The organism is Pseudosulfitobacter koreensis (assembly GCF_024733015.1).
GTDB classification, from domain to species: Bacteria; Pseudomonadota; Alphaproteobacteria; order Rhodobacterales; family Rhodobacteraceae; genus Pseudosulfitobacter; species Pseudosulfitobacter koreensis.
Genome location: NZ_JANKJG010000001.1, coordinates 387,304 through 401,535 on the forward strand (window position 1 = coordinate 387,304; position 14,232 = coordinate 401,535).

The following is a 14,232-nucleotide window of genomic DNA, read 5'->3' on the forward strand; positions in this document are numbered from 1 at the left end:
AAGACCTAGACCGCCGGTTTCGCCATCAGGACCGCGCCCAAGGGCCGTTCTCGGATCGGCAGATGCACGATGGCACTAAACGCTCCGACGCCCACGCCGATCCACCACACCATCGTGTAGTCCCCGGTGATGTCGTACATCCGCCCGCCCAGCCATACGCCGAAAAAACTGCCCAGTTGGTGGCTAAAGAACACGATGCCATAGAGCGTGCCCATGTACCGCAGCCCATAGATATGCGCGACCAGCCCCGAGGTCAGCGGCACAGTTGCCAGCCACAGCGCGCCCATTCCGACCGAAAACAAGATCACCGACGCAGGCGTGATCGGCAACATGATGAACAGCGCCGCGATCACCGTGCGACCCACGTAGATCCCTGCCAGCAGGTATTTCTTGGAATATCGCTTGCCTGCCCAACCGGCGGTCAGCGTGCCCGCGATATTGGCCAGCCCAATCAGCGAAATCGCCACCGCCCCCAGCGCCGAGGTGCTGGTGATCCCGATATTGTGCAGCACGCCTCCCGGCAGGATCGGGCCACACAGCTCTGTCACAAAGGCCGGAAAATGCGCGGTGATGAACCCCAGTTGATAGCCGCAACTGAAAAAACCAAGGAAGATCAGCGTATAAGACGGATCGCGAAAGGCCTTTACCAGGATCTGGCCCATGCTCTCTTCCAACTCGGCCTTGGACGCCGTGACCGGCGCGCGCATCAGCGGCAGCGACAGCAGCATCGCCAGGATGGTTGCGGCGAAGACCATGAACACCATCTGCCAGCTCATCATCGTCAGCAGCCATTCGGCCACCGGCGCGCCGAACACCTGCCCCGCGCTGCCCGCAGCGGTGGCGATGGCCAGTGACATCGACCGGTTGTCATCGCTTGCAGCACGCCCCACCACGGCCAGAATGACGCCAAAGCCTGTGCCCGCGATGCCGAAACCCACCAGCCACGCATAGGCCTGATGTTCGATCGGCGTGGTCGATCCCGCCGACAGCACCAGCCCCACGGCATAGATCACCGCACCCATCACGATGGCCTTTCGGTCACCGATCTTTTCAGCGATGGCCCCGAATATCGGCTGCCCGACGCCCCAGGCAAGGTTCTGGATCGCGATGGCCAGTGAAAATTCGGTGCGCAGCCAGCTGAATTCCTCGGCGATGGGGATCTGGAACACGCCGAACGACGCGCGGACCGCGAAGCTGACCATGATGATAAAGCAGCCGACCAGCAGGACGGGCGTGAACAGGGGGGTGCGGGGGGTCACTGTGATGCTCCGATTGCAGGGTCCGCAAACCTTAGGAAATTCTGGCGATCGGTCAAATCAGCAATTCCGGCAGCTACGTCACGAAATTTGATGAGACCCCGCGCCTCCCCGCGCTTTTCAACGCCGCGACGCTCGGCTAAGCCAAGGCATGACCAAATTCAGCACAGTTTACGCACAGTTGACCGCCGACGGGACCCTGCACTCCGATCCCGCCCAGGAGGCGGTGATGGGCGAGTTCGACCGCATCCAGCAAGCCCTGACCAAACCTGTCAAGACGGGATGGTTTCGCAAAGCGCCCGAGGCGCCCAAGGGGCTCTACCTGTGGGGCGGCGTCGGGCGAGGCAAGTCGATGCTGATGGATCTCTTTGTGCAGCACATCGGCGACGTGCCCGCGCGGCGGGTGCATTTCCACGCCTTCATGCAGGAAATCCACGCCGCACTGCACGAGGCCCACCAGAACGGTATCGAGGATGCGGTCGCACCCGTCGCGACCAAGGTCGCGGAAAGCGTGCGGCTTCTGGCCTTCGACGAGATGCAGATCACCGACATCACCGACGCGATGATCGTGGGGCGTCTGTTCCGCGCCCTGTTCGAGGCGGGCGTCTGCGTCATCACCACGTCAAACCGCCACCCCGACGAGCTTTATAAGAACGGGCTGAACCGGCAGCTGTTCCTGCCCTTCATCGCGCTGATCCAGGAAAAGATGGTGGTGCACGAAATGGTCAGCCCCCGCGATTACCGCCAGGATCGGCTGTCGGGCGAGGCGCGGTTCTTTACCCCCATATCCGCCGAGACACGCGCGACGATGGACGCGGTCTGGCGCGACCTGACGGGCGGCGAGGCCGAACCACTGGTGTTGCGGATCAAGGGGCGCGATGTGGAACTGCCCGCCTATCGAAATGGCATCGCGCGCGCGCCGTTCTATGAGCTGTGCGGCAAACCATTGGGACCGGGCGATTATCTGGTCATCGCCGACACCGTGCGCGTGCTGATGATCGACAACATCCCGCGTTTGTCGCGCAGCAACTTCAACGAAGCGAAACGCTTCGTCACGCTGATCGACGCGCTTTACGAGGCCAAGGTCAAGCTGATCGCCTCTGCCGCCGCCGTGCCCGAAATGCTCTACGTCGAGGGCGAAGGCACGTTCGAGTTCGAGCGCACCGCATCGCGGCTGCGCGAGATGATGGCCGACGATTGGGGTCAGCCCGAGGCGTAGCGCACCAGTGCTGCCAGCAATCCTTCGGTGTCCACGCGACCGTTCGCGCGGCGCAGATGCGGCGAGACTTCGAACGCGCCGCGCCGGGCCGCCACGTTCAACAGCGTGTCGATATAAACGTCTGACTGGCCCTTCGCCAGCGCGTTCAGCAGCAGGATTTGCAATGCTTTGCCCGACTGCGGCGTGTAGCCGTACCAGTCCAGCACCTGCGCGGTCAGCTGTTCCAGATCCAGAGGGTGCCCTTGGGGGTCGGTCATGCCCGCGAGTGTTTGCGCGGCAGAAAGCGGTTCCGCCTCTGGTGTCGTTGCATCGTGGCCGGGGCCGTGCACCCAGTCCTGTGCAGCAAGCGATGGGATGTCCGCCGCGTCATCGACGTTGCCCTGGGTTGCCAGCAGCAAGAGCAGCGCCGCCACCGTCAAAGCGCCACCCGCGCCAAACGCCAGAACTGTCAGGAAAGGTATCCGTTCATCACGAAGCAGCAGGTGCTGCGTATCCGTGGCGGACGCCCCGATTGCGCGGCGACCCATAGTGGCACTCTCAAAATCCGGCAGGTTGGGGCATTATGCCTTTTCGGCTGCTCGGCCACCAGATGTAGAGAAGCGCTGGCAATCGCGTCAATATGGGCCAAATCGAATGCGACCGCCCTGTGGCAAGGAAACAGCGGTTTCAGCCGTTTTCACGCAAGATATTCCCCGCCAGATAGAGCGAACCGCAGATCAGCACCCGCGCCTGTGGATCGACGGTCAGGATCGCATCCAACGCTTGGGCTACGCTCCCTGCCGTGTCGGCCTGCATGCCCGCCCGCTCCGCCGCCTCGGCCGTGGTCGCGGCAGGCAGGGTGTTCGTCTCGCCCGGTATCGACACGGCGGTCAGGCTGGCCGTATGCGCCGCCAAGGGGCGCAGATAGCCGTCGATATCCTTGGTGTTCAGCATTCCGCAGATCAGATGCGTGGGCCGCTTGGGCAGGTTGCCCAGCACCTCGGCCAGCGCCTCGCCCGCCGCAGGGTTGTGCCCGCCGTCCAGCCACAGCTCGGCGTCACCCGCACGCTCGGCCAGCGGCCCGCTGCGCAGCCGCTGCATCCGCGCCGGCCACTGCGCGCCGGTGACGGCAGCGGTGCACGCGGCCTCGTCCAGCCCAAGCGCGCGCAGAACCATCAGCGCCGCCCCCGCGTTCTGGACCTGATGCGCGCCGATCAGATTGGGCAGCGGCAGGTCGAGCAGTCCTGTTTCGTCCTGAAACGCCATGCGCCCGTGATCGGGGCCGATGTGCCAGTGCTGGCCGTAAACCATCAACGGCGCGCCCAGCCGCTGGGCCACGCCTTCGATTACCTCAAGTGCTGCGTCTTCCTGCGGTCCGACCACGCACGGCACGCCGCGCTTGATGATCCCGGCCTTTTCGCCCGCGATCAGGGCAAGCGTGTCGCCCAGGTACTGCTGGTGGTCGATGCTGACCGGGGTGATCACCGTCATCGCCGGTTTTTCGATCACGTTGGTGGCGTCCAGACGTCCGCCCAGCCCCACCTCAAGCAGCGTGTAATCCGCAGGGGTGCGCGCAAAGGCGAGGATCGCGGCGACGGTCGTAATCTCGAAATAGGTGATGGTTTCGCCGTTGTTGGCGGCATAACACTCGTCCAACACCGCCGTCAGCGCGTCCTCGGAAATCAGTTCTCCGGCAAGCCTTATCCGTTCGTGAAACCGCGCCAGATGCGGCGAAGTATAGGCGTGAACCCGTTTGCCCGCAGCCTCAAGCCCCGCGCGGATCATCGCCTGCGTCGATCCTTTGCCGTTGGTTCCGGCAATATGGATCACCGGCGGCAGATCGTGCTGCGGATTGCCCAAGGCGTCCAGCAGATGCCAGACGCGGTCGAGCGTCAGGTCAATGATCTTGGGATGCAGCGCCATCATCCGTTTCAGGATGACGTCCGAACCTTGCGCGATCATTTTTTGGGCTGTGCCGGTTTGGGCGCAGGTGCGGGTGCAGGGTCGCCCTGCGCGGCCTTGGGCACGTCGACGGGTTTGGGTGGTTCGATCACGGGATCGGGGGCGGGCAGATCGCCTTTGACGGCAGGCGGCAGGCCCAGCAACATGCGTGTGATGTTGATCAGTTCGTCGCGCATCTGCGTGCGCGGTGTGACGCGGTCCAGCATGCCGTGATCCAGCAGATATTCGGCGCGCTGGAACCCTTCGGGCAGCTTTTCACGGATGGTCTGTTCGATCACACGCGGCCCGGCAAAGCAGATCAGCGCGTTCGGTTCGGCAATATGAACATCGCCCAGCATCGCGTAGGACGCGGTGACGCCCCCCGTCGTCGGATGGGTCAGCACGACGATATAGGGCAGGTTCGCCTCTTTCAGCATCTGCACCGCGACCGTGGTGCGCGGCATCTGCATCAGCGACAGGATACCCTCCTGCATCCGCGCGCCACCGGCGGCCGAGAACAGGATCAGCGGACGCTTTAGCTTCACGGCCTCCTCGGCGGCGGCGATGATCGCGTTGCCGACGTACATACCCATGGAGCCTGCCATGAACGTGAAATCCTGCGCACAGGCGACGATGGGCGTGCGCCCGATCTCGCCGGTGGCGACCAGCATCGCCTCGGCCTCGCCCGTGGCTTTCTGCGCGGCCTTCATCCGGTCGGGATATTTCTTCTGGTCGCGGAAATGCAGCGGATCGGCGGTGGGCGTGGGCACGTTGACCTGCGAAAAGATACCGCCGTCGAACAGCGCCTTGAAGCGATCGCGCGGCGTGATGTTCATGTGATGGCCGCAGTTGGTGCAGACGTTCAGATTGTCGCTGACCTCGCGGTGGAACAGCATGGTGCCGCACTCATCGCATTTGGTCCACAGATTGTCCGGCGTCTCGCGGCGCGAAAAGATCGAGTTGATCCGGGGCCGGACGTAGTTGTTGATCCAGTTCATGAGTACACTTCCTGCTGGCCTGTTGGACCCTCAGATAATGCCCTGAGCCAGCAATTGCAATCAACGGCGCAAGGCCAGGCGCACGGCCAGCCAGCCGGTCAGCATGATCGCGAAATCAACGGGCAGCCAGCGCGCGATGGCAGCTTCGTCCGACAGCGCGAAGGGCATTATGTAGAGCGCAAGCCCCGACAGGTCGTCGGGCATGGCGGTAAACAGCATCGCGATGACGTTGTTGATGAAATGCACGGCGATGGCAGGCCCCAGCGTGCCGGTGCGCGCGGTCAGGTCCGCCATCAGCAGCCCGAAGATGCCCGCCCATGCGGCGATCCAGATCGCATTGCCGCCCGTCGTTTCGGGCGCATAATGGCCCAGTGCAAACAGTGCCGATGGCAGCACCATCCACACCAGCGGCGAGGTGAACCGCGCCGCCAGTTGCTGCTGGATATAGCCGCGAAAGAGCAGCTCTTCGGCGCTGACCTGCACCAAAACCGCCAGCAGCGACAGTGGCAGCAGCGCCGCCCAGACCCCAAACGGCAGTCCGGGCAGCATCGGCGGGTCCATCCCCCAGGGCGGCAACACCACCAGCGCCAGTGACAGTGCAACCATCGCCGCCGCCGCCACGCCGAACTGCAATGCAAAGGGGCGCCAAGGCCCAAGCAGCGTCAGGGCAGATCGGTTGTGCAGCACCGTCACCAGCAGCGCCAGCACCAGCGTCATCGCGCCAAAGCTGAACAGCAGCGCCAGCATATCGAAAGGGGTGGCACCCGTTGCCTCATTGCCGACTGCCGCACCCGCACGCGCAAAAGGCGCGAACAGCGCGAACAGCGCGAACAGCGTGGTGTAGAACACCTGCGCCAGCAGGATGTAGCCGCCTGCCCCAAGCACCAACCCTGCGACCAGCCGCCAAAGCTGCGCGTGGCTTCGGGCGGGTGCGACGAACGCCTGATGCGGCGCGTAGGCGGCGGGCGGCCGGATCATTCCTCATCCTCAAGCGATGGGGCCACGGGGCTGCGCACCTCGGTCAGGTCCAGTCGGGCGTCGCGCAGCAGGTCTGCGGCGCCGTTCAGATGCGTGCCGACGCTCTGCAGCAGTTGCAGCAGCACGCCGGTGTCGTTCTCGTAGACAGCGCGGAATTCCTCGGCCCCCAGCCGCAGGAACTTGCCGTCGGTCGTGGCGGTCAGATCCATCTGGCGCGGCTCGTTCAGGATGATCGACAGGTCGCCGATCACCCGCCCAGGATTGACGGTGGTCACGGGGTGGCTTTCGCCATCCGCATCGCGGTAACTCAGCAGCGCCTGCCCCGTGACGCACAGATATGCGGCGTCGGCAGGCTCGTCGGTCGAAAACACGCGCTGCCCTTCCACCACGGGATACCATTTCGCGGCAAAAGCCAGCAGGCGCTGGTTGCGCGCGTCAAGCTTGCCGAACAGCTCGGTGCGTCCGATCACCCGCAGCTTGCGGCGCAGATCGACCGCGCCAGAGCCGTTTTCGTCGTCGGCCTCCTGCGTCAGGATACCGTCGATGCGCCCATTGCGGATTTCGATGAACAGATCATAGGCGTCTGGGTTTTCGAACGATTCCTCCATGAAGATCAGCGTCGATTTCGGCAGCAGTTCCCGCAGACCCGTGCGCGCCGCGCTGCGCTGGATACTGTTGTGGCTGGCCAGCGCGCGGTCCAGAACCAGAATGTCGGGCCGCTTGATCGCCGCACGGCTGAAGGCGGCGCGTTCCTGAAAGATCGTCGGAATCTTGATGCCGCCAAGTCCGGTGGGGATGTCAAAGATCGTCTCGGCCACCAGCCCCTGCAAACCTTGCTCGACCAGCAGATCCGACACCAGATCCTCGACCTCTCTGGCACGCGCGCCCGCCATTGCGGAGACACGCCCATACAGCGCGTTTTCCAGAATGGTCAGCCGCGGCAGGTAGTTTTCCGGTGCGATCGGCACGAACATATCCGCCATCAACGCGCGCAGGCCAGGCCCGTGCTCGCGGCGGATCTTCAGGATCTCATCCTTGAAGCTTTCGGGGAAGGCCGCCCCGAACTGTTCCGCCGTCAGCGCAAAGGGCACCGTCAGCAGCAGAGCGAATTCGTCATCGTTCAAGGCCGCGTCCCCGTTGGCATGGCGACGCTCGGCAATGTCGACCAGTTGCTCGTACATCTCTTCTTCGATGCCCAGCGCAGTGAACAACGGGTGATTGGTGCCGTCCCGGCCAAAGGTCTGCAGCAGCGTCTCCATCAAGGTCTGCGAAATCGCGATGCCCTGTTCGGCCAGTCCCTGTTCGGTGATCAGCCGCAGAAAGTGCCCCTCGTCGGCCAATGCCTGCTGGCTGATGCTGAACCGGGGGGCTGCGAACAATAGGTTGCCGCCCAGCGGCACCGACGGGTTGAAACGGTCGGGAGAAAAGCGGTTCACCACCTCATCCAGTCCGGCGGCCTGCAAGCGTCTTTCAACCTCGGGGCGCAGATCGACAATGGCCTGCGCAAGTTTCGGATGCTGTTCGACGTTGATGATCGAGTTCATCATGCGGCGCACCATCTGATCCTGAACACCGACCGCATTGATCAGCCGGAACCACCACGCGCGGATGTCGCCCGCATCGTTCAGACCCGCCAGCCCCGGATCGACCCAATCGGCACGCAGGCTGTCGATGCTGTTGCCCGCGCGGCCCGCCTCGATGCCCATGCGGTCCTTCTTGCCGGGGTCCCACAGAACCGTGCGCGGACTGGTCATCAGCGGCATCAACAGGTTGCTGCCCAGCGTGCCGTCGAACAGATAGGGCCGCGAATGGGCATATCCGATGCGCGCGGCGATCACCGCCTGATGCAGGTCCGACAGATCGTGCCCGGACATGGTGACATGGCCCCGCGCAGGCATCACCTCGCGGGTCAGCAGGTCGGCAAGCGCCGTGCGCTCGGTCTGGCTGGCCACCTGAATGGCGACGCGCGCGCCTGCCGGTATCTTCAGGTCTATGTTCTCGAGGACCATGTTGCCATCGGCGTCGCGCACGGTGACGCCATCCAGCACGATTTCACCGTCCAGATGGGGCACAGACTTCGGCGCGCCCTCGAACTTCTCGGCGTCGATCATCCCCTTGGGATTGAACCGCTCGGTGACGATATCCCAGCGCACCGACATGTCCTGTACCTGGTTGTAATAGGTCAGCAGTTCCTTCCACGGGCTTGACAGGTCCTTGTAGGCCGCCAGCGCCGCGACCAGCGCGCCGACCGACACCTGCCCCTTGATCACCAGATAACCGCCCACCGAATAGAAAAAGAATGGCGTCAGCTGGGTGATGAAGTTGTTGATGAACTTCATGAAGAATTTTTTCTGGTAAATCCGATAGCGGATGTCGAAGAGCCGCCCAAGCCGGTCGGTGAATTGCGCCAGCCGGTAGCGCCAACCGCCATTGGTGCGCAGATCAGTGACCCCTGCAGCACTTTCCCCGATCTCGGACGACAGCGCACGCACCTCTACGATCCGCGCCTTGTTCAGCACGTTGATCTGGCGTTGCAGCATCGGGATCAGCCAGGCCTGCAACGGGATCAGCGCCACACCGGCCAGCCCGAACCAGACACTTTGCGCGAACAGGAACGCCACGATGATCAGCATCTGCCCCGCCTGAAACACCGGCTGCGCCAGCGCGTCGCCCATCAGCCCGCCCATCGGCTCGGCCTCGGAGGTGACCATGCTGACCAACTCGCCTTGCGACGTGGTGCGGAAATAGCTGCGCGGAAACCGCATCATCCGCGCGATCAGCGTATAGCGCAGGCGGCGCAGCAGCCTTTCCGACACCACGCCCTTCATCGTATTCAGGCGCATCTTCAGCAGTCCGTGCAGCAGCACCGCCAGCAGATAAAGACCGCAGAGTACCATCAGAAAGGTGATCTGGCCCAGCTCCGCGCCCCACAGGACAACCGTATCGGAAGCGGCACCGATGGCATCGTTGATGATCCGCTTGGGCAGTTCCAGCGTGGCGTAGAGAAACGGAAACGTCACCAGCGTGACCAGCAGCAACAGCACCTGATCGCGTTTGGAGTGTTTCCAGATAAAACCGAACAGCGATCGTTCCATTTGCCCGCCTGATATGTGCCGCGCGGGCATGAGGGTCGTCAGCCAGGGCAAAGTATGTCCCGCAATAGGTGAAATCAAGCAGCGCGCATGTGCGCCTGCGGCCCTGAACCTGTGCAATTGTGCATCGCCTGCGATCTAGGCGCGGGCAGCCTTGCGTCTTGTGCCTTAAACCGCTGCCCGTTATTGCAAGGGGAACTGATCACCGGGAGGCCAAAATGCTCAAGGGCAAATTCGACAAATCCAGATTGCCAAGCCGTCACGTGACCGAAGGGCCCGCCCGCGCGCCGCACCGGTCCTATTACTATGCGATGGGCATGACCGAAGAGGAAATTCACCAGCCCCTGGTCGGTGTCGCGACCTGCTGGAACGAGGCGGCGCCCTGCAACATCTCCCTGAACCGACAGGCCCAAGCGGTGAAGATGGGCGTCAAATCCGCCCATGGCACGCCGCGCGAATTCACCACCATCACCGTCACCGACGGCATCGCGATGGGCCACGAGGGCATGCGGTCCTCGCTGGCCTCGCGCGAGGCGATTGCCGACACCGTCGAGCTGACGATGCGTGGCCACTGCTACGACGCGCTTGTGGGTCTTGCGGGCTGCGACAAATCGCTGCCGGGGATGATGATGGCGATGATCCGTCTGAACGTGCCGTCAGTGTTCCTATACGGCGGGTCGATCCTGCCGGGTCGCGTGGCGGCTGGCGCACCGGTGCCTGCCGAATACCTTAACCGTGACCTGACAGTGCAGGACATGTTCGAAGCCGTCGGCCACCAGCAGAACGGCACCATGACCGAAGCCGAGCTTGAAATCCTCGAACGCGTCGCCTGCCCCTCTGCTGGTGCCTGCGGTGGCCAGTTCACCGCCAACACCATGGCTTGCGTGTCCGAGGCCATCGGCCTTGCCCTGCCCAATTCCTCCGGTGCCCCCGCCCCCTACGAGTCGCGCGACGAATACGCCAAGGCGTCGGGTGCGGCGGTGATGAACCTGATCGAAAAGAACATCCGCGCCCGCGACATCGTCACGCGCCAATCGCTGGAAAACGCCGCGCGCGTGGTCGCCTGCACGGGCGGGTCGACCAACGCGGGCCTGCACCTGCCCGCGATGGCCCACGAGGCCGGCATCGACTTTTTCCTCGATGACGTCTGCGAGATTTTCCGCGAGACCCCCTATTTCGTCGATCTGAAACCGGGTGGTCAGTATGTGGCCAAGGATCTCTACGAGGTCGGCGGCATCTATGTGGTAATGAAGGAACTGCGCAAGGCGGGCCTGATCCACGAGGATTGCATGACCGCCACCGGCTATTCCATCGGCGAGGAACTGGACAAGGTCGCGCTGGAAGCGGACGGCAAGGTGATCTATCCGATCGAGACTCCGCTGACCAAGACCGGCGGCGTCGTCGGCCTCAAGGGGAACGTCGCGCCCGAAGGCGCCATTGTGAAGGTTGCGGGCATGGAAGCCCAGCACCAGATCTTTACGGGACCAGCGCGCGTCTTCGAATGTGAACAAGATGCCTTCGAATCTGTACAACAACGCACCTACGAGGAAGGCGACGTGTTCGTCATCCGCAACGAGGGCCCCTCGGGCGGTCCGGGCATGCGCGAGATGCTGGCGACCACGGCGGCCCTGTCGGGTCAGGGCATGGGCAAGAAGGTGGCACTGATCACCGACGGCCGTTTTTCGGGCGCGACACGCGGCTTTTGCGTGGGCCACGTAGGGCCGGAAGCCGCACATGGCGGGCCGATTGCCTTCCTGCAAGACGGCGACGTGATCACCATCAACGCCATCGAGGGCACCATCAACGTGGCCCTGACAGACGACGAACTGGCCGAGCGCAAAGCCAACTGGAAAGGCCCGCGCGACACGATCTATGGCGCCGGTGCGCTGTGGAAATATGCGCAGCTGGTCGGCGCGACCTACAAGGGGGCGGTGACCCACCCCGGTGCCAAGCTTGAGCGGCATGAATACTGGGACCTGTAAAGGTGCCGTCCTTGCGGGGCTGATGGCCCTTGCGGGATGTGACACCGGCGGCGGCGCGACATCCGCGCCGCTGCGCGCAGCCTCGATGGCGAACGGGGAGATGATCCTCGTCGCGCCCGAAGGATTCTGCATCGACCGGCGCAGCCTCAAATCGTCGTTTGCACTTCTGGCGCGCTGCGACACGCTGGGTGACCCCGATGGTGCCTATGGCGCGCCGTTGGGCCTGATTACGGTCAGCCTGTCGACCATTCCGGCGAACGCTGCCCCGATCAGCGCCGCAGCACTGCAATCGGCGCTGTCGGACGGTTCGGTTCTGGACCGCATCGAGACCGCAGACGCCGTACTGCTGCGGGTGCAGGGCACGGCGCCCACGCGCGAGGGTCTGTCGGCAACCCATTGGCGCGGCACCGGGCAGGTCGGATCGCAGCGCGTCGGGCTGGCTATGTACGGCGCCGGCGACAGTGCCGCGACAGGCCGCGAGGGCGGGCGTGTTCTTGACCGGCTGATGCAGCGCACCCGCGCGCAGGCAGCGGCGACTGCCCAGGCTGCATCTGCCACGCCAGCGGCGACTGAATAATGGCCACAAGGGCCGAAAAACGCCCCGCCGCAGCGATTGCCGGTTTATTTGAATGAAAGCTTTTCGTTAGATACCGAAAAACAGAACCCGAGGCGAAACGGCCCGTGCCACAAAACAAGATCAGCTTTCTAGAACGTCTGTCGCACCGGCTTGCCATGCGGCGGTGGGCACGTGCCGCACGCAATGCAGGCACGGTCAACCTGCACACGCTGCGCCAGCTGCGCAACAGCGCACGGCTGATGCGGGCACATATCGACGGGCTGATCCACACCGCAGATGAACGTCTTGCTCTGCCGGTGATCGGGTCGACAAGCTTTGCCAAGCCGCACAATTCCGACTGGGCATGGCGGCCCGAGTTGTGGCGCGGCCCGCTGCACCAGCCCGGCATGTCTTCGGTTCAGACCAAGTCGATGCTGGGCGACGAAGTGACCCTGTTTCACGACTGCAAACTCAGCGAGCTGACCCTGCGCCAGTTGCGCAACACGCGCGAGGAAGACATCGCGCCCTACGGTCTGCGGATGGATGTCTTCAGCTTTGATGGATCGTTCCTGTCTTTGGTGATCGACCTGCCCGGCGCTGCGGCAACCGGGCTGCGCAAGACGCATCTGTTGCGGATGTCGTGCATCGTCGAGATGGAAAAGCCGCTGGAAATCTTCGCGCGGCTGAACATCAAACACGGCCCCAACACGGAACAGATCGTGCGTGAACTGCCCCTCCACCAAGAGGATGTGGTGGTCGAATTCGATCTTGCCTATTCCAACCTGAACGAAAAGCGGGTCGAAAAAATCTGGGTCGATCTGATCTTTGAAGGCCCCGAAATGAACCAGGTCGTCCTGCGCGACCTGACCTTTTCACGCCGCCCACGCGCCGCCCTTTAGCAAGTCCTGTAACGAAAGGCCGACTTCATGAGCATTCTGACCGTCACAGGCACCAAGATCATCAACGGAATCTGGCAGGGTATCGTCAGTTCCGAGAACACCGAGACGCCGGAGCTGGCGGTGCATCTTCTGGACAAGCCGGTGGCAAACGTGCAGCTGACCGAGGACCACGCCAAGGGACACTGGCTTTTGCAGGTTCCGATCCCCGTCGATGCCATCGCGGAAGGCATCCAGACCTTTGTGATCACCGACGCCGAGGACGGCACCCGGCTGGCGCATTTCCACCTGATGGCGGGCGAGGTGCTGGGCGACGACATCCGTGCCGAAGTGGACCTGTTGCGCGCCGAGCTGGACATGCTCAAGCGCGCGTTCCGGCGTCATTGTGTAGAAACCACCTGAAGCCGCTTAGTCCGGGCGCACCCGCGCCGCCGTGCCCTTCGCAAAAGCATCGAGCCTGTCGTGCGAGGCCTCTTGCGTGTTGACGATCCCCGCCACCACGCTTTCGGCATAGGCTGCATCCAGCGCCGACATGTTCTGCATGTGGCTGATCGCGGAACAGATTGCAAAGTTCGACAGCGGCGGGTTCTGCGCTGCGGTGCGGGCCAGTTCCAGCGCCTTGGTCTGGCTGTCCTGCACGCGGTACTGCGCAAGACCGACCTGCACGGCCTCGTCCTCCTTGTAGACGCGGCCCGTCAGCATCATGTCGATCATCCGCGCCTTGCCCACCAGATCGGCCACGCGGATCGTGGCACCGCCACCGGTGAACAGGCCGCGCTGGCCTTCGGGCAGGGCGAAATAGGTCGTGGGGTCCATCACGCGCACGTGGGCCGCCGATGCCAGTTCAAGGCCGCCGCCGACCACGGCCCCCTTCAGCGCCGCGATGATCGGGACACCGCCATATTCCATCTTGTTGAACGCCTCGTGCCAGCGCAGGCACAGGTGCATGAAATCTTCGGGGCGGCGTTTTTCGGTGTGGTGTTCGACCAGATCCAGACCGGCACAAAAATGATCACCCTGCGCATTCAGAACGACGGCGCGCGCGCCGAGGCGCGGCAGTTTCGAGAACACCTCGATCAGTTCTTCGATGGTTTCGGCATTCAGCGCGTTGCGCTTGGCGGGCCGTGACAGCGTGACTTCGACGACGCCGTCATCGTGCGGTGTGACGGTCAGATTCTCGACGGTGAAATCCATGTGTGCGCTCCTCCTGCGGTTTGCACCCCTGTGACCACTTTGCGGCCCCCCTGTCCACTGCGCCGTCGCGTCGAAAATTGTGCGACTGCCGCGCGTCGCACCCAGGATGCAAAAAGGGCGGCACCTTCGCGCCGCCCCTTG

12 protein-coding genes are annotated in these 14,232 nt (G+C 63.5%); 5 read left to right on the top strand and 7 right to left on the bottom strand.

The annotated features are described in order from the left end of the window. Positions 1 to 5: 5 nt before the first annotated feature. The gene (locus NTA49_RS02030) at positions 6 to 1,202 is read right to left on the bottom strand and encodes an MFS transporter (RefSeq protein ID WP_261368096.1); all 1,197 of its coding nucleotides are present in this window, start codon (positions 1,200 to 1,202) and stop codon (positions 6 to 8) included. A 205-nt stretch (positions 1,203 to 1,407) separates the two neighbouring features. Between NTA49_RS02030 and zapE the strand changes: the two genes are divergently transcribed. Beyond that, on the top strand, positions 1,408 to 2,475 hold the full coding sequence (gene zapE, locus NTA49_RS02035; protein ID WP_258292979.1) for a cell division protein ZapE: 1,068 nt from the start codon (positions 1,408 to 1,410) through the stop codon (positions 2,473 to 2,475). Here the strand turns inward: zapE and NTA49_RS02040 are convergent. The 5 genes from NTA49_RS02040 to NTA49_RS02060 form a co-directional block, all read right to left on the bottom strand. Beyond that, positions 2,460 to 3,002 (bottom strand): hypothetical protein, encoded by a 543-nt coding sequence (locus NTA49_RS02040; protein WP_258292980.1) that lies wholly within the window; start codon positions 3,000 to 3,002, stop codon positions 2,460 to 2,462. The two genes, zapE and NTA49_RS02040, sit on opposite strands and share 16 nt — an antisense overlap. 139 nt (positions 3,003 to 3,141) lie before the next feature. Next, positions 3,142 to 4,416 (bottom strand): bifunctional folylpolyglutamate synthase/dihydrofolate synthase, encoded by a 1,275-nt coding sequence (locus NTA49_RS02045; protein WP_258292981.1) that lies wholly within the window; start codon positions 4,414 to 4,416, stop codon positions 3,142 to 3,144. Then, on the bottom strand, positions 4,413 to 5,393 hold the full coding sequence (accD, locus tag NTA49_RS02050; protein ID WP_258292982.1) for an acetyl-CoA carboxylase, carboxyltransferase subunit beta: 981 nt from the start codon (positions 5,391 to 5,393) through the stop codon (positions 4,413 to 4,415). The genes NTA49_RS02045 and accD overlap by 4 nt, the downstream gene beginning before the upstream one ends. A 60-nt stretch (positions 5,394 to 5,453) precedes the next feature. Next, a complete protein-coding gene (locus NTA49_RS17155) occupies positions 5,454 to 6,371 on the bottom strand; it encodes a CPBP family intramembrane glutamic endopeptidase (RefSeq protein WP_261368063.1) in 918 nt (305 codons plus the stop codon). After that, a complete protein-coding gene (locus NTA49_RS02060) occupies positions 6,368 to 9,466 on the bottom strand; it encodes an ABC transporter transmembrane domain-containing protein (protein ID WP_258292984.1) in 3,099 nt (1,032 codons plus the stop codon). The genes NTA49_RS17155 and NTA49_RS02060 overlap by 4 nt, the downstream gene beginning before the upstream one ends. Positions 9,467 to 9,681: 215 nt before the next feature. On the opposite strand from NTA49_RS02060, the gene ilvD reads away from it, so the two are divergent. From ilvD to NTA49_RS02080, 4 genes are all read left to right on the top strand, one after another. Continuing rightward, a complete protein-coding gene (gene ilvD, locus NTA49_RS02065; RefSeq protein ID WP_258292985.1) occupies positions 9,682 to 11,445 on the top strand; it encodes a dihydroxy-acid dehydratase in 1,764 nt (587 codons plus the stop codon). Further along, positions 11,426 to 12,022 (top strand): hypothetical protein, encoded by a 597-nt coding sequence (locus tag NTA49_RS02070; protein ID WP_258292986.1) that lies wholly within the window; start codon positions 11,426 to 11,428, stop codon positions 12,020 to 12,022. Before ilvD ends, NTA49_RS02070 begins: the two co-directional genes overlap by 20 nt. A 104-nt stretch (positions 12,023 to 12,126) precedes the next feature. Continuing rightward, the gene (locus tag NTA49_RS02075; protein WP_258292987.1) at positions 12,127 to 12,900 is read left to right on the top strand and encodes a DUF6478 family protein; all 774 of its coding nucleotides are present in this window, start codon (positions 12,127 to 12,129) and stop codon (positions 12,898 to 12,900) included. Positions 12,901 to 12,927: 27 nt separating this feature from the next. Continuing rightward, on the top strand, positions 12,928 to 13,299 hold the full coding sequence (locus NTA49_RS02080; RefSeq protein WP_258292988.1) for a hypothetical protein: 372 nt from the start codon (positions 12,928 to 12,930) through the stop codon (positions 13,297 to 13,299). A gap of 6 nt (positions 13,300 to 13,305) precedes the next feature. Here NTA49_RS02080 and NTA49_RS02085 read toward each other — a convergent pair whose 3' ends face one another. Continuing rightward, positions 13,306 to 14,091 carry a crotonase/enoyl-CoA hydratase family protein gene (locus NTA49_RS02085; RefSeq protein WP_258292989.1) on the bottom strand — a complete coding sequence of 262 codons (786 nt, stop codon included), beginning with the start codon at positions 14,089 to 14,091 and terminating at the stop codon, positions 13,306 to 13,308. Between the last annotated feature and the right edge of the window lie 141 nt (positions 14,092 to 14,232).